This window comes from Mesorhizobium sp. L103C131B0 (genome assembly GCF_000502275.1).
Taxonomy (GTDB): Bacteria; Pseudomonadota; Alphaproteobacteria; order Rhizobiales; family Rhizobiaceae; genus Mesorhizobium.
On the sequence record NZ_AYXC01000031.1, the window covers coordinates 1 to 21,442 of the forward strand.

A 21,442-nucleotide genomic window follows, 5' to 3' on the forward strand; every position below is an offset into this window, starting at 1 on the left:
TGGCGACGGTGACGCCGTCCTTGGTGATGCGCGGTGCGCCGAACGACTTGTCGATGACGACGTTGCGGCCTTTGGGGCCGAGCGTGACCTTCACTGCGTCGGCGAGGATGTTGACGCCGCGCAGCATGCGCTCGCGGGCGTCGCGGGAGAATTTTACGTCTTTAGCAGCCATTTTTTAGCTCCTGGCAGGGGGCTTGCGATCAAGCCCGAATTTAGTTGACGGTGAGGCCGATGATCAGCCGATGATGCCCATAATGTCGGATTCCTTCATGATCAGAAGGTCTTCGCCATTGAGCTTGACTTCGGTNCGTATCCGGGATGATGATCCCGCCGGCGGTCTTGGATTCGGATTCGACCCGGCGTACGACCACGCGGTCATGAAGCGGGCGGAACTTCGACTTTGCCATTTTTTCTTCCTCGAATGAGAACGGTGAGAGCTGTTCCTCGATCCGGCGGTGCCGGATGTGCGTTAGCACTCACCTGGGGAGAGTGCTAACGTGCGCTGAAATAAGCGCGTGGCTTTCGAGAGTCAAGGCGAACGGTGAGCACAATTGTGCCAATTGGAGCCGTGCCGCGATCCGACGGCAGACCCTACCGGCGCCGCGGCGATTTAAGCACCAGAAGCGGACAGCGTTCAGCCAGCCCATAGGTCCCTGTCGGCGCGAGGCGGACACTGTCAAAAAACCGGCTCGCCTCTTCGACCAGCGTCGCCGCCGGGGCGAAACTGTAGACAGTCTGCGAATTCGCATAGACATCGATGGTGCCGATGACCGGCATCTCCCATCCGGTCGTCGCGGCAAGGGCCTCCCGGTCGGCAAACAGCGCATCGAAGGCGTCGAGGATCGCCCGCACCGGAATGGCGCGGTCGGGATCGCCGCCGGCACAAGCCATGGCAATGCGCCATTTGAGTTCGTGGAAGGTCGCGACACCACCGGACAGCGTCAGCGCCCGGACCTCCTGCAGATCGTCCGGCACCTGAGGGCTTGCATAGGCGCGCAATGCAGCCCGCCCATCGGACTTCAGCACACGCGCGATCTCGGCAAGCAGCGCCTGCCGTGCAACCGAGGAGTCCAGCGCCGACAGGCAGCCGTCGCCGATCACCGCCCCGGCGCTTTCGTCGCCCAGCGGCAACTCCAGCCAGTTGCCGATCACCGCCTTGCGTGAGGCGGTATCGCCCGGCCAGATGCCCGATATCATGGCAGTGGACTCGTCGATCGCGAGCATGGTCCTTCCGAGGCCGGCAAGCTCCGGCGTGACCCCGAGCAGCACCACATCGACTGATTGCAGGCTAAGTTCGCGCTCATAGGCGGCGACAGCTTCCGGGGGCGGACACAGCGGCGACCCGAGAAGCCGCCAATGACGGCGAATTGCGTCCCAATGCTCAGTCATGCGGAACGGTTTGGGGAAAGGCTGGACATATTTCCTTCCAGGCTGTTGGTTGCCTTGCGAGTTACCTCATGCAGGAAAGGCCATGGCCCGCATTGCCGTCATAACGCATGAATTTGACCGCTTCCAGAGCCGGCGGGGCCTCCTGCTGCGCCAGGACAGCCCCTACATGCTGTTCGACGTCCTGGCGGAGCTGAAACGGCGCGGTCACTCCGTGCAGATCATGCGTGGACCCTCGGCAAGTCATAACGCCGATATTGCCGTCCTGCATGTCGACGCGACAGTGACGCCATCGGACTATGTCGACTACGCGCGCGGATTTCCGATTTGTCTCAATCTTGGTGCAACCGACATTTCCAAGCGCCGCATCAGCGGTGCGATCCTCGAGGAGGGTGCCAACTGGAGCGGCCAGGTCATCGTCAAGAGCAACCTCAATCATTGGGGGACGCCCGAGGAGCAGCTCAACCGAAAATCCGTTCGCGCCGGCAAGGCAGTGCCTTTCCCGGGCGCTCAGACCTTCGACCGTTATCAGGTGCATGCCTCGCTGGCCGATGTGGCGCCGGAGATTTTCAGGCGTGCCGACCTGATCGTGGAAAAATTCATTCCCGAAATCGAGCCCGACGGGTTTGCGGCGCGGTTCTGGATATTCTGCGGCGATCGGGAGCGCTGCACCCGCTATGTCTCGCCGCAGCGCCTGGTCAAGGGCGACGACACCGTCCGCCGGCAGCCGGTTGCGGTTCCCGACGAACTGCGCGCCTTGCGTCGGAAGCTGGGCTTCGACTATGGCAAATTCGACTTTGTCGTGCATGAGGGCAGGGCCGTGCTGCTCGATGCCAACAAGACCCCAGGTCGCGCCAGGAACCTGTCGAAGATTGTTGCCGCCGGCACAGCCAACCTGGCCGACGGCTTCGAAAACCTCATCCACCAGACCGGACGGGGTCGAATCGGGCGCTAGAGAAACAGTCCCAACTGCGTATGGATGATCGACCGGTAGTCCTCGATGGTGTGGCGGCTTTCCTCCTGGTTCTGGGTCAGCGCCATGCGCACGACGCCGCCGGCCAGCTGGAAGATCAGGAAAACCATACGGCCGAACTCATTGCGTCGCTCTGGCGCGAGAAAGGGGCCGACATGGTCGCAGAACATCGTCGCCTGGCGCCGGGTTTCGGCGATGTCGAGATTCTTCAGCGCCTTGTCAGCCTGTATGGCGTTTTGCAGGTCCTGAATGGCGGGGTCGCCGGCGACGCGCTCATAGTAGTCGTCGAGCAGCCGGTCGGCCGCCGCGATGACGTCGCCCAGCCCGCCAATGTCGGCGACGATCGCGGCAAGCCGAGAGCGGCTCACTTCGGAGAACCGCTCGTAGAGCATCGCCAGGATCGCCGACTTGTTGGGGAAGTAATGATAGACGGTGGCGATCGGCCCGCCGGCCTGTGCGCCGACTTCCTTCATGGTGACGGCGTCGATGCCTTTCTCGCCGATCAGCCGCATGGTCGTCGACAGGATGGCGTCGATGCGCTCGCGGCTGCGCTCCTGTTTGGGCCTGCGCCTCGGTTCGGTCGTCATCTGCACTGCTTCGTTCATGCCGCCATCCTCTCGATCGCCCAGACCATTCGATCGCCAAGACCATCCCCAGCCTTGTTGGTGCCAAGTCCCGCTACTGATTGACAAACGAATATGATCGAGTATCAGTTTCTAAATGCTGACAGACTGTCAGTTTTTTTGCCGACAGGCAAGGACGTTGGGAGGCGACCGTGACTTCTGCTGGTAACGCCGATGCCGGGAACGGCGACTGGCTGGTCGGCAACCCGACTGGGGCGCAGCTCGCCTCGGCATTGTGGATCGGCTCGGTCGGCCTGCTGATTCTCGGGCTGCAGCCGGTGCTTCTTGGCGCGCTCTACACCGAAGGGCATGTCAGCGGTGACGAACTCGCGCTGGTCGCCACGGCGGAGATGATCGCCATCGGCATCGGATCGGCGGTCATCGCCATGATGCTGTCCGCCCACAATATGCGCTCGAAAAGTGCCTGCCTTCTGCTCTTGCTGGCGCTGGCTAACTGCGCGACCGCCTATGCGCTGACCTCGACCTCGCTGATTGCCGCCCGCGCGGTGGCGGGCCTCGCCGAGGGTGGGCTGGTGGCGGTCGCCACGGAACTGATCGCCCGTTCGCGCCGGGCCGAGCGCATCGGCGGCTTCTTCGTCACCCTTCAGACCCTGGCGCAATGCGCCCTTGCCCTGCTGCTGGCGCTTTACGTCATCCCGGCCGCCGGATCGGCAGGCGGCTTCATCGTCCTTGCCGTCGTCTGCATCGCCTCGGTGGCGGTCGCCTTCATCGTCCCCGATAGCTATGCCGACCTGCCCAAGGAGGAACAGTTCAGCAATGTGCTGACCGTTCCTTCGCTTGCCGCTTTGCTGTGCGTCTTCTGCTACTTTATGTTCTTCGGCTCGGTCTGGGCGTTTCTCGAGCCGCTTGGCGCACAATACGGCATCGATGGCCGCAGCGTCGGCCTGATCGTCTCGGCCAGCCTCGCATTGCAGGTGCTGGGCGCAATGACGGCTACCGTCTTCGAGGCGCGTATCGACTACCGCTTCGCCATCGTGGCGATCGGCGTGGTCGCCGTCGCCAGTTCCGTGGTGCTCGCCGGCAGCCCCGGCCTGACGGTTTTCTGGGTCGCGGCCTTGATCATGGGCTTCATCCTTCTGTTCATCGTGCCCTATCAGATCCGGCTGGCGATCACCGCCGACGAGACGCGCACGGCCGTGCTTCTGGTGCCGGCGGCCCAGCTTTTCGGTCTGGCGATCGGCCCGGTCGCGGCATCGCTGCTGATCGACGGCAAGGATTTTCGGCCGGTGCCGGAATTTGCCGCCGCCAGTGCTGCGGCTAGCGTCGTGCTGCTCGGCCTGTTCGTCCTGATCGCACGGCGCCGCCGCGCCATCGCCTGAGACACGACCGGGGGAGCATCTCCTCGATACTTGACTAAGTCAAATAAATGACCGATCGTTGATGGGGCAGGAGGCTTCCCATGACGATCCATCATCAACCCGGCAAGGAACGCATCGACGCGGTGCGGGCTTTCAACCGCTTCTACACCCGCCAGATAGGTCTGCTCGACGAAGGCCTGCTGAAAAGCGCCTTCTCGCTGACCGAGGCGCGGGTGCTCTACGAACTGGCGCATCGCGATGGCCTGACCGCCAGCGATCTCATCCGCGATCTCGGCCTCGACGCCGGTTATGTCAGCCGGCTCCTGAAGAAGTTCGAGCACCTGCAGCTGATTGCGCGCGCGCCGCTGGCGTCGGATGCGCGGCAGTCGTCGATCACGCTGACGCCGGTGGGGCGGCAGGCCTTCGCGCCGCTGAACCGGGCTTCGCACGACCAGGTCGCGGCCTTGCTGGAGCGGCTTCCTGCTGCCGAACAGGACCGGCTGGTCAAGGCCATGCAGACGGTGCAGCAACTCCTGGGCGACAGCCCGGAGTCCAAAGTGCCGTATATGCTGCGCCCCTTGCAGGTCGGCGACATCGGCTGGGTGGTGCGCCGCCAAGGACAGATCTACGCACAGGACTATGGCTGGGACGAAACCTACGAGGCGCTGGTCGCTGAGATCCTCGGCGCCTTCGTAAAATCCTTCGATCCAGAATGGGAACGCAGCTGGATTGCCGAACGGCAAGGGGAGGTGGTCGGCTCGGTCTTCGTCGTGCGCAAATCCGACGCGGTGGCGAAGCTGCGCCTGCTCTATGTCGAACCATCGGCGCGCGGCCTCGGCATCGGCAAGCGGCTGGTTCAGGAGTGCATCGGCTTTGCTCGTGCCAAGGGCTACACGACGCTGACCCTATGGACCAACGACATCCTGACCGCCGCCCGCCACATCTACGAGAGTGCCGGCTTCAGGCTGGTGGACGAAGAGCGCCATCACGCCTTCGGCAAGGATCTGGTCGGCCAGAACTGGAACCTGGAGCTGTAGCGGCGTTCAGGCCACCGGGACCCATATCTCCAGTCCGCCATTGCCGCTGCGCGGATCGAACTCCGGGCCGTAGCGCTCGAATTCGGGGCCGTCGGCTATATCGTGCCCCGAGGCCGGCAGCCATTTGTTCCAGATCGTGTTGACGGTGCGGCGGATCGTGGAGATGTGCTCGGCATGGGTGAACACGGCGTATTTCTGCGCCGGCACCCGCACCCGCGAAAGCTCCTTCGGCAGGTCCGAGAAATCCGAAACTTCGACGCCGGCGATATAGTCGAAATTGCCGGCATCGTCGCCGTTGACGCAGACGCCATAGGCGACGTCGCCGGTCTCGCCCGGAATGTTGCCGATATAGGGACCGAAGCGCTGCCACTGCATCGGAATAGCCGCGCTGGTTTCGCAGCTGTAGCGCTCGCCGAGGCCGGCAATGAGGAAGGGACGGCCGGTCTCGAAGCGCGGCGGCGGCAGTGAGGCGAGGAAGGACTGGTCCATCAGGATCGGCTCCACCAGGTCGAGATTGCTGAGGCTGCCCTGCGCGCGCACCAGTTCCGGCGTCGTGCCGAACTGATCGCGGAAGGCGCGGGTGAAGGCTTCGTGCGAGGCGTAGCCGGCATCGAGCGCGACCGCGAGGATGTCGGGCGCGCCGGAAGCCAGCTTGCGCGCCGCTTCGGTCAGCCGGCGCGCGCGCATATAGCCCATCACCGAACGGCCGGTGGCGGCGCCAAAGGCGCGCGTCACATGAAAGCGCGAGACGCCGCTGCTTTGCGCGACATCCTCAAGCGAGATCGCTTCCGGCAAATGGCTCTCGACAAACCACAGCGCTTTCTCGGTCGGGTTCATGAGTCTCCTCGCATTTGGCCACACCATGCTGCCGGCTTTTTGCGAGGCCAGTTTGATCGAAATTGCGCCTGTCGTAAAATCGAAGGGCGCTGGTCGACTGTGGCAGGTCACCATCGTGGAAAGCCGCTGCTGGGCGGCCTCGGCCTGGCTCGCTGGGACAATATCCGGGCGCGCTGGGTGCGGGCACCATCCTTGCCTTTGCCCTGTGGAACCACCGCCGGCTCGATGCCTTCCCCGCCGGCGAAAATGCCGCCGAAAGCCTAGATGTGCCGGTGGCGAGGACGCGCAAGACGACCTTTCTCCTCGCGGCGTTCTCGACGGCAATTCACGTCTCGGTCGGGAGGTCATCCGCAACCGTAATTGACTGTGCCATGACCGCATCTGCATGGCTGCCATCCCTCTTTTTCGGCTCTGGTGCAATGCGGCGCCTTGAATGGTAAGCACGCTTATAATATATACCGCTCATGGTTTCCGACGGCATAGATAGATTGGGCTTTTTGATCCACGACGTGCAGCGCCTTATGCGCAAGCGCTTCGAGGCGCGCGCCAGCGGTCTTGGCCTTTCCTCGGCACAATGGCGGCTTCTGGTTCGCGTCGCCAAGGAGGCCGGCGTCGCCCAGGCTCGCCTCGCCGAACTTCTCGAAATCGAGCCGATCAGCGTTTCACGCCTCGTCGACCGGATGGAGGAGGGCGGCTGGATCGAACGGCGCTCCGATGCAACTGACCGGCGCGTGCGCATGATCTTCCCGACAGCCAAGGCGAACGCGGCCTATGCCGAGGTCAAAAGCCTTGCCGGCGAAGTTTATGAGGAATCGCTGGTCGGCGTTTCGCCGGACGACCGCCGCGTCCTGATCCGGGCGCTGGACACCATCGTGCAAAACCTGGCGGACGGCGAGACGTCGTCCTTGAAGAGTACGGAAGGGGCAGCAGCATGAACGCGGCAGCCAAACTAGACGAGAATGTTACCAAGATCGAGACGCCGGCACAGCCGGCTGCCGAAGCGCCGGCACAGCCTGCTGCCGAAGCGCCTGCACAGCCGGCCGCAGCACCTGTCGCGGTGGCTCCCCCGGTTCAACCCGCTCCGACTCCGGTCAAGAAGCGCCGCATCGGCCGCTTGCTGCTGATGGTTGCCCTGCCAGCCGCGCTGGCCATTGGTGGCGGTTATGTCTGGGTGACCGGCGGCCGCTATCAGGAAACCGAGAACGCCAATTTGCAGCAGGCCAAGGTGTCGATCGCCTCGGACACCGCCGGCCGCATCGTTCAGGTCGGCATCTCGGACAATCAGCAGGTCAAGCAGGGCGATGTGCTGTTTGCCATCGACCCCGAGCCCTACCGGATCGCGTTGGCGCAGGCCGACGCGGCGGTCGCAGTCGCACGCGTCGGTATCGAACAGCTGCGCGCCGCCTACAGCCAGGCGCTGGCGCAGGAAAAGTCCGATGCCAGCCAGGTCGACTACGCGCAGTCGCAGTATGACCGCGCCGCCGACCTTGCCCAGAAGGGCATCAACGCCAAATCGTCGCTGGACGAGGCCAAGAACGATCTCGACAAGGCCAGGCAGCAACTGGCCGTTGCCGAGCAAGGCATCATCAGCGCCAAGGCGGCTCTCGCCGGCAATCCCGATATCGAGACCGACAAGCATCCGACGGTGATGGCCGCACTCGCCGCGCGCGACAAGGCCGCCTACGATCTGGCGCAGACCACGGTCAAGGCGCCGGCCGACGGCGTCATCAGCCAGGCCTCCTCGTTCAAGATCGGCCAGTATGTCGGTTCCGGCACGCCGCTGTTTGCGTTGGTCGAGACCGGCGACACCTGGATCGATGCCAATTTCAAGGAAACCCAGCTTACCCACATGAAGCCTGGCCAGAAGGCCGAGATCGTCGTCGACACCTATCCGGGCAGAACTTTCGAGGCCACCGTCAAGGCGATCGGCGCCGGCACTGGCGCGGAGTTTTCGCTGCTGCCGGCTCAAAACGCCACCGGCAACTGGGTCAAGGTCACCCAGCGCATTCCGGTGCGCCTGGAGCTGACCGATGCCGACGCCAAAATGGCGCTGCGCACCGGCATGAGCGCCTCGGTTACGGTGGATACCGGCGTGGCACGCGGGTTCCCCGCTATCTTCGGCCACGCCACCGCAGGCGAAGCACAATAGACTGTGAATGGACCGTGATCTCGAAAAGCAGGATCACGGCCCGGCAGAACGCCCGCCGCAGGCGAGGTGAAGTTGAGATGACAGGATCGGTCCGACGGCAGGTTGAACGAGGGGTGGATTGGACCGGGCCGCATTGCGGGCTGCCCAGAACCTGGACCATCTCGGCGCCCATCCTTCGGACCTTGGATTTCCGGGCGGCAAGCGCCTGATGTGTCGAGACCTTCGATCGATGTAACCCCCACATCGATAGATCGCGTCCCACCGCGATGAGGGTCTCTTCACCAGAGAAGGCCTCGCCGCCCGGAAACCTAGTGTACACGTTATTGTTACCTGTCGGAAGTTCCGCATCATGACCACACCAGAACCTTTCAAGGAAGTGCCGCATCGCGGCCTGATCACCGTGGCGCTGATGCTGGCGACGGTCATGCAGGCGCTCGACACCACGATTGCCAATGTCGCGCTGCCGACCATGACCGGCGACCTCGGCGCGTCGCCCGACAACATAAACTGGGTGTTGACCTCCTACATCGTTGCCGCCGCGATCATGACGCCGGTGACCGGCTGGCTGGCCGACCGCTTCGGCCGCAAGGAACTGTTCCTGGCGGCGGTTGTCGGCTTCACCGTGTTCTCGATGCTGTGCGGCATTGCCTGGAGCCTGGAGAGCATTGTGTTCTTCCGGCTGATGCAGGGCGTGTTCGGCGCAGCCATCGTGCCGCTGTCGCAGACCTTCCTGCTCGACATCAACCCCAGGGAACGCCACGGCCAGGCGATGGCCATCTGGGGCGCCGGCATCATGCTGGGGCCGATCCTGGGTCCGACGCTGGGCGGTTGGCTGACCGAGAATTTCAACTGGCGCTGGGTGTTCTTCATCAATTTGCCGGTCGGCATCATCGCCTTCCTCGGCATGGCAGCCTATTTGCCGGTCATTGCCCGGCGGATACGCAGCTTCGATTTCTTCGGTTTCGCCATGATTTCGCTCGGCGTCGGCGCACTGCAGCTGCTGCTCGACCGCGGCGGCGAGGTCGACTGGTTTTCCTCGGTCGAAATCTGGATCGAGCTTGCTCTTTCGATCACCGGCTTCTGGGTTTTCATCATCCATACACTGACGGCGGAACGTCCTTTCATCGACCCCAAGATCTTCCTCGACCGCAATTTCGTCACCGGTCTGGCTTTCATCTTCGTCATGGGCGTGCTGATCCTGGCCTCGATGTCGCTGCTGCCGCCGATGCTGTCGACCATCTTCGGCTATCCGACCGTCACCATCGGCGTCGTCCTGGGGCCGCGCGGTGTCGGCACGATGATTTCGATGCTTGTCGTTGGACGGCTCATGAGCAGGATCGACGCCCGCATCCTCGTCGTCATCGGCTTTCTGCTCACCGCGCAGTCGCTCTACACCATGTCCTCCTTCACGCCGCAGATGGACAATTGGCTGATCCTCAGCTCCGGCGTCATCCAGGGCCTGGGCATGGGCATGGTGTTCGTGCCGCTGTCCACGGTGGCCTTCGCTACGCTCGACGTGCGCTTCCGCACCGACGCCACGGCCCTGTTCAGCCTGGTTCGAAATCTCGGTTCGTCGATCGGTGTGTCGGTGGTGACGGTTCTCATGGTGCGCAACACGCAGGTCAATCACACCGAACTGTCGGCTTTCATCAACCCGTTCAACCCCAATTTGTGGGCGGCCTCGCCGGCGGCAGCAGGCGGCGATCCGACGGCACTTTCGCAGGTGGACCGCATGGTCAACATCCAGGCGATGATGATCTCCTACGTCAACGACTTCAAACTGCTGATGGTGATGACGCTGGTTGCCATTCCGTTTGTCTTCCTGCTGCGCAAGCCGAAGACCGCTCCGGCCGGCGCGGCCGCTCCTGCCGCGCATATGGATTGAGGCGGGCGCCGGTAGCGCTGGCAGCAAGTTGGTTGCCCCTGATGATTGTTGCTCGGATGATCGTCAAAACCCGCGTGTGCAAAAGAATATCGATAATGAGCCGTTGGAAGTTGATTTGAAATGACATTTGCACCTTTGGTATCTGGTTGCTGACGCCTCCAATTCCGTTACAGTTCATCTTGAATTAGCACATCTGTAACATTGTCAGTCGACTTTCGTCTGGCACGACAGAGGCCCTTTCTTGTTTCAGGTGCCAAACCGGAGGAGGTCTGTTTGGTCACGAAGTCATCCAGAAGATCCGTCGGGGCGCGCGGGCCGGTGGGCGTAGCCGCATTGGCAAGACTGGCTGACGTTTCCTACGATACGCTCGAGGGAGAACTTCGCACGACCATTGCGGGTCTCGAAGGGCAGACCCTGCGCTTCGAGACTGCGATCGAGAATATTTCGCAAGGCATCTGCTTTTTCGATGCCGATGAACGCCTGATCCTGAGCAACCGGCGCTATGCGGAAATCTACCGCATTGCGCCCGAGGAATTGCGGCCTGGCGTGACACTGAGCGAAATAGTCGAACGCCGCGTTGCCGCCGGCACGGCGGCGACGGCCGCCGACACCTATCTCGCAACGGCTCGCTCGATCAATTCGGGCAAGGCTTCGCGGCTCTGGACCGCCAAACTTGTCGATGGTCGCACAATCCAGATCCGTAACCAGCCCATGCCCGATGGCAGTTGGATCGCCACGCATGAGGACATCACTGAACTCCTCGCCAATCGGCAGATCGTCGACGAGCGCATTTCGCTGCAGGCGCTGATCGACTGGGTGCCCGATTATCTCTGGGTCAAGGATACGCAAAGCCGTTTCGTCGTGGTCAACAGCGCCCTTGCGACCGATAGCGGCCGCAACAAGACCAGCGACATGATCGGTTTGACCGATTTTGATCTCCACCCCCCGGAAGTTGCGCGGAAATTTCGCCTGGTCGAGCAGCGCCTGCTCAAGAGCGGACAACCAGTGATCGACGCGGAAGAGTTTGTCGTCGATGCGTCGGGGAACGGCAAATGGCTTTCGTCGACGAAGGTGCCGTTGCGCAATCGCCAAAATGAAATCTTCGGCCTGGTTGGCATTGCCCACGACATCACCGCCCGCAAGCAGGCGGATGTCCTTCGCAGCGGGCAGGCGCAGATCCTCGAAATGATTGCCACGAGCGCGCCGCTGGAGGACGTGCTCGACCGCCTCATGCGCTTCGTCGAGGCTCAGTTGAAGGGGATATTCGGTTCCGTCCTGCTGCTCGACAAGGACGGCATTCATTTGCGTCACGGTGCGGCGCCGGGCCTGGCGAAAGCCTATACGAGCGCCATCGATGGGGCGGCCATCGGTCCCAAGGTGGGATCCTGCGGAACCGCCATCTACCGGCGGGAACCGGTCATTGTTACCGATATTCTGCAGGATCCGCTTTGGGACGATTACCGCGAACTGGCGGCACCCCATGGCTATCGTTCGTGCTGGTCAACCCCGATCCTGTCGCATCGGGGCGTCGTGTTGGGCGCCTTTGCCATGTATTCGATGACCGTGCGCGAACCCACCCATGCCGAGACCCGCCTGATCGAATTCACCACACACATTGCCGGCATCGCGATCGAGCGCAAATTGGCGGAAGACCAGATCCACTTCATGGCCAACCATGATGCGCTGACCGGCCTGCCCAATCGCGCTTTGCTGGAGGATCGGCTTTCCCAGGCGGTCCTCTACGCGCAGCGATACAATCGCTGGATGACGGTGGTGTTCATCGATCTCGACAATTTCAAACTGGTGAACGATACGTTTGGCCACAATGCCGGCGACGAACTCCTCAAGACCGTCGCCAGCCGTTTGGTTGGATGCGTGAAGGCCACCGACACCGTCGTGCGGCTTGGCGGCGACGAATTTGTCATCGTCCTGTTCGACCAAACCACCAATGTCGATGTGGTCTCGGAAACCCTGCAGACGATCAGGGATGCGATCGCGGAACCGGTTCTTGTCGGAGAGCATCGGCTGAGAACGACGGCCAGCATCGGCATCGCAAATTACCCGAAGGACGGGACCAGCCCGGATACGCTGTTGGCCAATGCCGACGCCGCCATGTATCGCGCCAAGGAATTCGGCCGCGACAATTTCCAGTTCTATGCCCCGGAGTTCAACTCAACGGCACATGAAAAATTCCTGCTTCAGGAGGAATTGCGAAACGCGCTCGCCCGGTCGGAATTCGCTCTGCATTATCAGCCACAGGTGGATCTGCGATCGGGGCAGGTTTTCGCCGTCGAAGCGCTGGTGCGCTGGAACCACCCGACGCGAGGCCTGGTTTCGCCGGCGATGTTCATCCCGACCGCCGAGGAGACCGGGCTGATCGTGCCGCTCGGCGACTGGATCCTGCACGAAGCCTGCCGGCAGAACAAAGCCTGGCAGCGCGCCGGTCTGTCGCCCGTAACCGTCTGCGTCAACGTGTCGGCGCGGCAGTTCCGGGAGAAGAACCTGATCGACCGCGTCGTCAACGCATTGAAGGGAAGCGGCCTGGAGGCGAGGTATCTCGAGCTCGAAGTGACGGAAAGCCTGATCATGCAGGATTTCGAGCTGGCGGTCGCAACGATGAACGGACTGCAAAAGCTCGGCGTGCAGATATCGATCGACGATTTCGGAACAGGCTATTCCAGTCTCAGCGCCCTCAAGACGTTTCCGGTGGCGCGGCTGAAGATCGACAAGTCCTTCATCAACGATCTCGCGACCGACGAGAACGATCAGGCGGTCACCGGCGCCGTGATTTCCCTGGGGCAGAAGTTGAACCTTCGGGTGCTGGCCGAAGGTGTCGAAACGGAAGACCAGGTCGCCTTCCTGCGCAAGAACAATTGCGACGAGGTGCAGGGCAATTATTTCAGCAAACCGCTGTCGGCCGGGGATATTGGCAAGTTGATCGCGAAAGGCTGACGGCCGGCTCGCGTCGTAGCCGCTGGTCTTTACTTTCCGAGCACCAGGCTCCAGTAGCGGATGGCGCTGTCGCGCCCGTCGCGTACATAGGCGAGGCCGAAGCGGCTGAAATCCGGATCGAGCATGTTGCGGCGGTGGCCGGCCGAATGCATCCAGATGTCGAACAGTTTCTGCTGGTCGAAGCGGCCCTCCGCGATGTTCTCGGCGGCGGCGCCCCGCACGCCATTGTCCTTCATCCGCGACGCGAAATCCTTTCCCCAGCCCGTCGTGTGGCTCATGCGTTCGCGTGAGGCCATATAGCCGGCCTGCTGCCGAGCGGCCTGCTCGAGCTGGGCGTCCGGCACCAGCGCCGGCAGTCCGGCCGAAGCTCGGATGCCGGCCAGCGTCGCGGTGGCGGAGGACGAGACACCGGCGCCTTCGCCGGTCGGCACCGAGACCGTGCTGCAAGCAGCGAGGCCGGCCATGGCTGCAAGGCCGATCAGCAGTAGGCGCCTGTTTGGTTTTGGACTTGCTGCGCCAGAGCGGGTTTGCGCGAGCGGGTGATTGGTGGTGCAGATCATTGTCATGCCTGCCTGACTTAGCGGCGATCATGGCTTTTGCCGGGCAGGGCCGCGAAAATCTCAATCGCTGGCCTCCGTGCAGGTTCGGCCGGCCGATTCGAATGGGAAGGTCGGCGGCCGATGTAGTCTCGGCGCGTTGCGTCCGATCAGCGTTGCGCGTCGGTCGCCATTTTAAGCGCCAGCCCGGCAAGCACCGTGCCCATCATCCAGCGCTGGATGACCATCCATAGCGGCCGTCCGGCAAGGAAGGTCGCGATCGAACCGGCCGTTACCGCGATGATGGCATTGACGGTCAGGCTGATCGAGATCTGCGTGGCGCCGAGCACCAGAAGCTGCGACAGCACATGGCCCTTGCCCAGCGAGATGAACTGCGGCAGCAGCGACAGATAAAGCACCGCCACCTTGGGGTTGAGGAGATTGGTCATCAGGCCCATCGCGAACAGCTTGCGCGGCCTGTCCTTCGGCAGTTCGCGCACCTGGAATGGTGAGCGCCCGCCGGGTCGCACCGCTTGCCAGGCGAGCCATAGCAGATAGAGCGCGCCGGCAATGCGCAGTGCGTCATAGGCAAACGGCACGGCAAGCAGCAGCGCGGTGATGCCCAGCGCAGCCGATACGACATAGAACAGAAAGCCGGCCGCCACGCCGCCGAGCGAGATCAGCCCGGCCTTCGGGCCTTGCGACAGCGAGCGCGAGATCAGGTAGATCATGTTCGGCCCGGGCGTCAGCACCATGCCCAGGCAGACCAGCGCGAAGGCGAGATGGTTGGCGGTTTCGGGCACTGGCAATCTCCGGGAAGCGGTGACGATACCCACCACGCGTTTTGACCTCACCGCAAGAGCATGATGGCCGGAGCCTTTGCGCCAGCGTCGAAAATTGGCGAAAGCGGCGAAGCCGCCAATTTCCCCCGCAAGGTGGGGGAAGATCAGCAGCTTCAACCCTCAGCTCACCACGCGCAGGTTCGAGAGCTCGTTGGCGATTTCCTTGAAATTGTCGGACAGCGTGGCGCCGGTCGCGTTCCAGAACAGTTTTGCAGGCTTGCTCGGGTCGGTCGGATCCTTGCGGAAGCGCGAGTCCGACGAGCACGTCTTCAGTGCCTCCATCGCGCTCTTGTCGCCGGCGTCGGTCGTCGACATATCGAGCGCCACCGTCATCACCATGATGTTGGCCGCCTTGGCGTTGTTGCACAGCGTCGCCATCTGCTCGTTGAGCGCGGCGGTGTAGTTGCTCGACGAATAGTTGAGCTGGCCGATGGCGCTCGACGTGCCGCCGAACAGGCGGGTGACCGCAGTGCCGTTGTAGCCGACGCCGGCATAGCCATAGCCGGCATAGGTCGACTTGTTGCCGGCGGGGTCGGAACTCACCGTCGAATAGGTGTTCTCGCCGTCGGTGAGCACGATGACCACCTTGTCGTTGCCGCGCTCCGTCTCAGGACGTCCTCCTGTGAAAGGCTCCGTGCTGGAGACGGTGCGCCAGCCCCAGGCCATGCCTTCCGGCACATTGGTGTTGCCGTTGGGCGCCATAAGGTCGATCGCAGCCTTGATCTTTGTCAGCCCGGCGGCGTTGGCGACGTCGGTCAGGGGTGTGATCGGCGTGGTGGTGCAGCTGTAATTCGGACCGGCACCCGTCCCCAGCACCGGCGCGTTCATCGGCCGTGGCTGGAAATATTTGGCCATGTTGGATTGCCTGGTCTTGCCGGTGGTGCTCGCCGGATCGTCGTTCCACCAGCTGTTGGCCGCGCCATAGGTCTTGGGGGCCACCTCGTCGGGGTCCTGCGTTATGTACCAATGATTGCCCGGCTCATCCGGCGCAAACATCGGCACGAACATGGTCGCGGGATCGCCGACGCCGGTGCCGGTGTTGTTCGGTCCGCCGGAGGCCGGCGCGTCGTTGACATTATAGGGATAGGGCCGCACTTCGACGCAGCCCTGCCAGCTGGCGAACGGTCCGTATGTGTCGTTGTAGTCGTATTCGTTGTGGCTGTCCGAGCATGTATGATTGGCGCGATATTTGTCGCAGACCACGCGTTTGCTGCCGACGATGCGCTCGTGGCTGGTGACCACCTTCATGTCGCGGTAGAGCGAGAAGCGGGTCAGCATCTGCCCCTCCTGCTCACCCCAGCCAGTGCCTTTCTTGTACCAGATGCCGCCGATCTTCTGGGCATATTTGTCGGCTGCGTTAAGCGTGGACCAGGCGAAATTCTCATTGTGGATGGGCGACAGCCCGTAGGCGTCGATCCACGACGCGTTGTCGTTGCTGGCGCCGACATTGACCGAGGCGGCGAACGGCACAAGGCTGAACTGGACCGGCTTGTCGATCTGCTTGATCATCGCGGCCTGCAAGGCAAGCGTGTCGACGAGCTGCTTGGCGGCTTGCTTGAGAAGGTCGATGCGCTTTTGTCCGGCACCCGTGCCCGTGTTCGACATCGACCCCGAATTGTCGAGCACCATGGCCACTTCCAGCGTGTTCTTCAGCCGGACTTGCGAACACACGGAGTAGGTGACGTTTTCCGACGTCCTGCCGATCAGCATCGCCGCTGCCGGCAGGAAATAGGGCTTGTAGACCAGGCTGGCGCACAGCTTGACGATGCCGCCGCCGGTCGTGCTGCTGGGCAGCGTAACGCTGAGCGTCGTGTCGGCGGGATCGACGTCGTTGAGGTTTGCCTTGAAGAAGTCGAGCGCATAGGCCCGCAACTGGTCGTCGGTGGCGCCTTCCACCAGCCGGCGCGCGGTGGCGAAGTTGGCGGCGTCGAGCGCGTTGACCACCCTCTGCTTCTCGCTGACCACGCCGGTGTAGTCGACGGCCATGGCCACGCCGCCCATCAGTGGCACCATCGCCACAACGGTCATCAGAGCGTAATTGCCGCGGCGGTCACGCCAGAAGTCACGCCGGAATGTGCGCCAGAGTTCACGCATGTGATGTAAGCGGCCCCGCCTGCGGATTCTTCAATGCCGCCACAGTTTCACAAAACGTTGAAGGACGGGTTTGGGAAACTGCTCGATTGCGCGGATAGCGCTTCACCAGGCGCTAACCAAATGCGCCAGCTGCCGAACGCAAAACGCCCCGCCGAGGCGGAGCGCCTTGTTCGAAAGATCGCGCCGATCAGCTGACGATGCGCAGGTTCGACAGTTCGTCGGCGATTTCCTTGAAACTTTGCGACAAGGTGGCGCCGGTCGCGTTCCAGTACAGCTTCGCCGGTTTGCTCGGGTCGGTCGGATCCTTGCGGAAGCGCGAATCCGAGGAGCATTTCTTGAGCGCATCTATGGCAGTCTTTTCCGCCGGCTTGGAACTAACAAGGTCGAGCGAGACGGTCATCAAGAGAATGTTCGAATTCTTCGCATTGGCGCAAAGGGTTTGCATCTGCTCGTCAAGCGCGGCCGTGTAGTTGGTCGCCGTATAGGTTGTCTTGGCGACGGTCGTGTTGACGAACAGGCGGGTCGCAGGCTCCACTGGCTTCGGAAAATTAGGGCCGGTGTAGCCATAGGCGGCGTAGGTCGATCCATTCTTGGCGTAGTTGCTGGTCATGTCGTTGCTGGGGCCGATGCTATAGGTGTTTGCGCCGTCGGTCAGGACGATGACCACTTTGTCGTTGCCTCTTTCGGTGTTCGGCCGGCCTTGCGTAAAAGGCTCGTTGCTCGACACCGTCCGCCAGCCCCAGGCCAGCCCTTCCGGCACGTTGGTGTTGCCCGTCGGGGCCATGGCATTGATGGCATCCGTCAGGATTTTCTTGCCATCGGTGGTGGTTATGTCCTGCAACGGCGTGATCGCGGCGGTCGTGCATGCCGAATTGGGTCCATCATCGGCCGCAGCGGCTGCTGCGTCCCAGGGCTTTGTCAGAAAATACTTGCGCATATCCGCCTGGCGTTTGGGGACAGTCAGCGTGTCGGAATAATCGATCCACCAATTGTTGGCGTAACCCCACGTCGATGTGCTGGTGCGAGTTGTGTCGGTCCAGAAATTGCCAGCTTCGTCCGGCGCGAACATCGGCACGAACATGGTGGCGGGCGTCCCAGTGGTCGGCGACGTGTCGTCGTCATTATAGGGATACGGCCTCGCCTCCACGCAGCCCTTCCAGGCTTCGTATTTGGCGACGACGGAGGTCTTGCAAGTGCCGTTCGAGTTTTTCTTCGTACAGGTCGTTGCCATCATGTCCTGATAGAGGGTGAAACGCGTCATCTCCTTGTCTTTGTCTGTGCCCCAGCCCGTGCCGCGCTGGTAGTAAACGCTGCCTACTTTTTCGATCCATTTGGTGGCATTTGCCGCCGCTGTCATCGTCGACCAATCGAAGTTCTGATGATGGATCGGGGAAATGCCGGTCGTGTCCAGCCACGTCGGCAATGGAGCCGGGGGGATCGGAGCGCCGACATTGACCGACGCAGAAAACGGGACCAGCGAGAACTGCACCGGCTTGGTCACCTGCTTCATTTGTGCGGCCTGGAGCGCCATTGTATTGACAAGCTCGGTCGCGGCCTTCTTGAGCAAATCTATTCGCGGCTGGCCGGTGCCGGAGCCGTTGATGCTCATAGAGCCGGAATTGTCGAGCACGAGAGACACTTCCAGCGTGTTTTTGAGGCGGATCTCCGAGCATGCCGATGTTGTGACGTCGGCGGCGGTTCTTCCGATCATCATGGCCGCTGCCGGCAGGAAATAGGGGTGGTACGTCAATTCGGCGCACAGCTTCAGCGTGCCACCACCTGCGTTGTTGTTGGGAAGCGTCACCGTCAGGGCCGTATTGGCTGCTTTGACGCGGCCGAGATTGGCTTCGAAGAAATCCTTCGCATAGGCCTTGACTGCCGTGTCGGTCGCCCCGGTGACGATCTGCTGTGCCGTGGCAATCCCGGCGGCATCCAGCGCGTTCAGCATGTTCTGCTTTTGGCGCAAGAGATCGGTGTAGTCGATGGCAAGCGCCAGCGCGCCCATCAAGGGCACCATGGTGATCACTGTCATCAAGGCATAGTTGCCGCGTCTGTCGTTCAGAAATCTGCGGATCATGCCTTCAGCACCCCTGCCAGGACCCCAATATCGGTCCGAAGATGCCCACAAAATCGTTAAATTTCAGGTTGCTGAAATGCGTTCAACATAGGCCCATCTTTTCAAGGCTCGTTAACCACTCGGCCCTGGTGATCAGCGGTGCGACATTGTTTCGATCGACCGAAGCTCGGAGAAGGGTGGTTCCTGCCTGTTGCAACCTTCGATCAGCCCGTTGCGCAACAGCCTCGCAAGTGCCGAAAAGCTGGTGACAGGATGAAACGCTTCGGTTAATGCGGGGCCGGTTGCGGCGGACCGTCGGCTGCAGCTCTCGCAACGATCGTCACAGCAGGAAAACGGCATGGCGGATTCGCCTGACATCATCGGCTCGCTCGCGGATTTGTCGGGCGCCTACTCGGCCATCCTGTGCGATGTCTGGGGGGTGATCCACAATGGCGAATGGCATTTTCCGGCGGCTGCCCAAGCGCTTGCCGCCGCGCGTGCGGCGAAGGTCCCGGTCGTCCTGATCACCAACTCGCCGCGCCGCAATGCCGATGTGGTGGCGCAGATGAATGCGATCGGCGTTCCCGCCGCCGCCTACGATCGCGTCGTCACCTCAGGCGATGTGACCCGCGACCTTATCGCCGAAGGTCCACGAAAAATCTTCCATATCGGCGCCGACCGCGATTTCACCCTCTATGACGGTCTCGACGTCGAGCTCGTCGAGGAGTTCGAGGCTTCCGGCGTGGTCTGCACCGGGCTGTTCGATGACGAGGTGGAAACGCCTGAGGACTACGCCGATATGCTGCGCCGGCTGCGCGCCAGGAACCTGCCTTTCATCTGCGCCAATCCCGACATCGTGGTCGAACGCGGCGAGCGCATGATCTGGTGCGCCGGCGCCTTGGCGCGCGACTATGCCCAGCTTGGCGGCCGCACGCTGATCGCCGGAAAACCTTATGCGCCGGTCTATGACGTAGCGCTGCGGGAGGTCGCCGTGCTTCTCGGCCGAGACGTCGCGCGCACCGAGGTGCTGGCCATCGGCGACGGCATGATGACCGACGTCAAGGGCGCCGCCGACAACGGCATCGACGTGCTTTACGTCTCGGGCGGCATTCACGCGCGCGACTATGGCGATCCCATGCAGCCGGACCCCGCCAGGCTTGCAGCCTTTCTGCAAAAGCACGGCTACCGGCCGGTCGCCGTCATTCCGAGACTGCGGTAGGGTTGCTGCATGAGCGCAGCTTTCGAACACATTTCAGCAACCGCGCCGCTGCCGCCGCATTTGCGCGGCGGCGTGGTGGCGATCGGCAATTTCGACGGCGTCCATCGCGGCCACCAGGCGGTGCTCGATCGCGCGCTTGCCGAAGCCGGGCGGCGCGGCGTGCCGGCGCTAGTGCTGACCTTCGAGCCGCATCCGCGCAAGGTGTTCAGGCCCGATATGCCGCTGTTCGTATTGACGCCGCCGCCGATGAAGGCGCGGCTGCTGTCGCATCTGGGCTTTGCCGCACTCGTCGAACAGCCGTTCACGCGCGCCTTTGCCGGCCTGTCGGCCGAGGCTTTCGTGACCGATGTGCTGGAGACGAACCTCGGCATCACCCATGCCGTCACCGGCTTCGATTTTCACTTCGGCAAGGACCGGCAGGGCGGTCCTGCGTTTCTGATGGCGGCAGGCGAGCGCCATGGTTTCGGCGTCACCCTGGTCGACGCCTTTCGCGACGAGGGCGCCGAGGTGGTGTCGTCGAGCCGTATCCGCGAGCTGCTCTGCGAGGGAGAGGTCGCCGAGGCCGCAGGCCTGCTCGGCTACCGCTTCACCGTCGAAAGCGAAGTGATCGGCGGCCAGCAGCTCGGCCGCACGCTCGGCTTCCCGACAGCCAACATGAGGCTTTCGCCGGAAACGACTCTGAAGGAAGGGATTTATGCCGTCCGCTTTCGCCGCGCCGACGGCACGCTCTATGATGGTGTCGCCAGCTTCGGGCGTCGCCCGACTGTCGACGACAATGGCGCGCCGCTGCTCGAAACCTTCGTCTTCGACTTTGCCGGCCATCTCTATGGTGAGATCTGCGACGTATCGTTCATCGGCTTTTTGCGCCCCGAGGTGAAGTTCGATGGGCTCGATGGGCTGGTGGCACAAATGAAGCGCGACGAGGCGGAGGCGCGCGCGCTGCTGGCCGGCGTCAGGCCGCTTTCGGATCTGGACGGCGCCATCGCTTTTTGAGCCTTCCGGCCGCTTACCTCTTCAAGCCCCTACTTCTTCAACGCCAGTCCGAGAGCGATGAAGCTCCAGCCCTGGAAGATCAGGTCGATGGCCAGGAACAGGCCGAGCACCCACAGGCTGTTGACCGGCCAGCCCATGGCGATGGTCAGCCCCGCCAGCACGCTGATCAGGCCCGCCGCGACGACCCAGCCCCAGCCCTTTTCCGGTCGGTGGCTATAGCCGACCCAGGCCCTGAGCGCGCCTGAAGCGACCAGCGCCACCGCCAGCAGCAAGGTCAGCACCGTCGAGGCCAGCAGCGGATTGTCGAAGGCAAAGAAACCGGCAACGGCATAAAGTAGGCCACTGAGCAGCCAATAGAAGAAGCGACTCCAGGTCTTCACGCCGAAGGCATGCACGATCTCGATGATGCCGGCCATCAGCATCAGCCAGCCCACGACATAGACCGAGGCGACGGTGGCGATGAACAGATTGCCGAAGGCAATGCCGCCGAAGATGAGCAGCAGCACGCCGAGCGCGACGAACATGGCTGCATCTCCTCGAA

17 protein-coding genes and 3 pseudogenes are annotated in these 21,442 nt (G+C 62.6%); 10 read left to right on the plus strand and 10 right to left on the minus strand.

Annotated elements, in window-relative coordinates:
* From X730_RS1000000167860 to X730_RS136975, 3 genes and pseudogenes are all read right to left on the minus strand, one after another.
* Window positions 1-172 (minus strand): annotated as a pseudogene (locus X730_RS1000000167860) (TCP-1/cpn60 chaperonin family protein); the annotation flags it as partial.
* Window positions 173-235: 63 nt separating this feature from the next.
* Window positions 236-407, minus strand: a pseudogene (locus tag X730_RS1000000166960) (hypothetical protein).
* A gap of 184 nt (window positions 408-591) precedes the next feature.
* Window positions 592-1,389, minus strand: a complete 798-nt coding sequence (locus X730_RS136975) for a methyltransferase domain-containing protein (RefSeq protein ID WP_023689544.1) — start codon at window positions 1,387-1,389, stop codon at window positions 592-594.
* Window positions 1,390-1,471: 82 nt separating this feature from the next.
* Here X730_RS136975 and X730_RS136970 point away from each other — a divergent pair, with 82 nt between their 5' ends.
* Entirely contained in the window at window positions 1,472-2,341 is an 870-nt protein-coding gene (locus X730_RS136970; RefSeq protein WP_023715203.1) for a hypothetical protein, read from the plus strand.
* On the opposite strand, the gene X730_RS136965 is transcribed toward X730_RS136970, so the two are convergent.
* Entirely contained in the window at window positions 2,338-2,964 is a 627-nt protein-coding gene (locus tag X730_RS136965) for a TetR family transcriptional regulator (protein ID WP_023734263.1), read from the minus strand. The genes X730_RS136970 and X730_RS136965 overlap by 4 nt on opposite strands.
* Window positions 2,965-3,134: 170 nt before the next feature.
* Here X730_RS136965 and X730_RS136960 point away from each other — a divergent pair, with 170 nt between their 5' ends.
* Both X730_RS136960 and X730_RS136955 read left to right on the plus strand, forming a co-directional pair.
* Window positions 3,135-4,322: an MFS transporter gene (locus tag X730_RS136960; RefSeq protein ID WP_023827607.1), complete on the plus strand. Its 1,188-nt coding sequence runs from the start codon at window positions 3,135-3,137 to the stop codon at window positions 4,320-4,322.
* 80 nt (window positions 4,323-4,402) lie between these two features.
* Entirely contained in the window at window positions 4,403-5,338 is a 936-nt protein-coding gene (locus tag X730_RS136955) for a helix-turn-helix domain-containing GNAT family N-acetyltransferase (RefSeq protein WP_023712754.1), read from the plus strand.
* 6 nt (window positions 5,339-5,344) lie between these two features.
* On the opposite strand, the gene X730_RS136950 is transcribed toward X730_RS136955, so the two are convergent.
* Entirely contained in the window at window positions 5,345-6,175 is an 831-nt protein-coding gene (locus X730_RS136950; protein ID WP_023705726.1) for an AraC family transcriptional regulator, read from the minus strand.
* A gap of 129 nt (window positions 6,176-6,304) precedes the next feature.
* Between X730_RS136950 and X730_RS1000000168890 the strand changes: the two are divergent.
* From X730_RS1000000168890 to X730_RS136930, 5 genes and pseudogenes are all read left to right on the plus strand, one after another.
* Window positions 6,305-6,513, plus strand: a pseudogene (locus X730_RS1000000168890) (iron chelate uptake ABC transporter family permease subunit); the annotation flags it as partial.
* Between the two features lie 126 nt (window positions 6,514-6,639).
* Entirely contained in the window at window positions 6,640-7,110 is a 471-nt protein-coding gene (locus X730_RS136945; RefSeq protein ID WP_023705728.1) for a MarR family transcriptional regulator, read from the plus strand.
* Window positions 7,107-8,324, plus strand: coding sequence for an HlyD family secretion protein (locus X730_RS136940; RefSeq protein ID WP_023821182.1), 1,218 nt, complete (start codon window positions 7,107-7,109; stop codon window positions 8,322-8,324). Before X730_RS136945 ends, X730_RS136940 begins: the two co-directional genes overlap by 4 nt.
* Window positions 8,325-8,673: 349 nt before the next feature.
* Entirely contained in the window at window positions 8,674-10,209 is a 1,536-nt protein-coding gene (locus tag X730_RS136935; protein ID WP_023694754.1) for a DHA2 family efflux MFS transporter permease subunit, read from the plus strand.
* A gap of 333 nt (window positions 10,210-10,542) precedes the next feature.
* Window positions 10,543-13,161 carry an EAL domain-containing protein gene (locus X730_RS136930; RefSeq protein WP_023827609.1) on the plus strand — a complete coding sequence of 873 codons (2,619 nt, stop codon included), beginning with the start codon at window positions 10,543-10,545 and terminating at the stop codon, window positions 13,159-13,161.
* A gap of 29 nt (window positions 13,162-13,190) precedes the next feature.
* On the opposite strand, the gene X730_RS136925 is transcribed toward X730_RS136930, so the two are convergent.
* The 4 genes from X730_RS136925 to X730_RS136915 all read right to left on the minus strand — a co-directional run bounded on the left by X730_RS136925 (window position 13,191) and on the right by X730_RS136915 (window position 18,710).
* Window positions 13,191-13,727, minus strand: a complete 537-nt coding sequence (locus tag X730_RS136925) for a CAP domain-containing protein (RefSeq protein WP_023682979.1) — start codon at window positions 13,725-13,727, stop codon at window positions 13,191-13,193.
* A gap of 140 nt (window positions 13,728-13,867) precedes the next feature.
* Complete coding sequence (locus X730_RS0134890; protein WP_023730458.1) at window positions 13,868-14,500, minus strand: LysE family translocator; 633 nt, start codon at window positions 14,498-14,500, stop codon at window positions 13,868-13,870.
* A 159-nt stretch (window positions 14,501-14,659) separates the two neighbouring features.
* Complete coding sequence (locus X730_RS136920; protein WP_023753761.1) at window positions 14,660-16,633, minus strand: pilus assembly protein; 1,974 nt, start codon at window positions 16,631-16,633, stop codon at window positions 14,660-14,662.
* A 187-nt stretch (window positions 16,634-16,820) separates the two neighbouring features.
* Entirely contained in the window at window positions 16,821-18,710 is a 1,890-nt protein-coding gene (locus X730_RS136915; protein WP_023694757.1) for a pilus assembly protein, read from the minus strand.
* A gap of 337 nt (window positions 18,711-19,047) precedes the next feature.
* On the opposite strand from X730_RS136915, the gene X730_RS136910 reads away from it, so the two are divergent.
* Complete coding sequence (locus tag X730_RS136910; RefSeq protein WP_023734255.1) at window positions 19,048-19,908, plus strand: TIGR01459 family HAD-type hydrolase; 861 nt, start codon at window positions 19,048-19,050, stop codon at window positions 19,906-19,908.
* Window positions 19,909-19,917: 9 nt separating this feature from the next.
* Window positions 19,918-20,901 carry a bifunctional riboflavin kinase/FAD synthetase gene (locus tag X730_RS136905; RefSeq protein WP_023827611.1) on the plus strand — a complete coding sequence of 328 codons (984 nt, stop codon included), beginning with the start codon at window positions 19,918-19,920 and terminating at the stop codon, window positions 20,899-20,901.
* Between the two features lie 29 nt (window positions 20,902-20,930).
* Here X730_RS136905 and X730_RS136900 read toward each other — a convergent pair whose 3' ends face one another.
* Complete coding sequence (locus X730_RS136900; RefSeq protein WP_023827612.1) at window positions 20,931-21,425, minus strand: HdeD family acid-resistance protein; 495 nt, start codon at window positions 21,423-21,425, stop codon at window positions 20,931-20,933.
* Window positions 21,426-21,442: the final 17 nt, after the last annotated feature.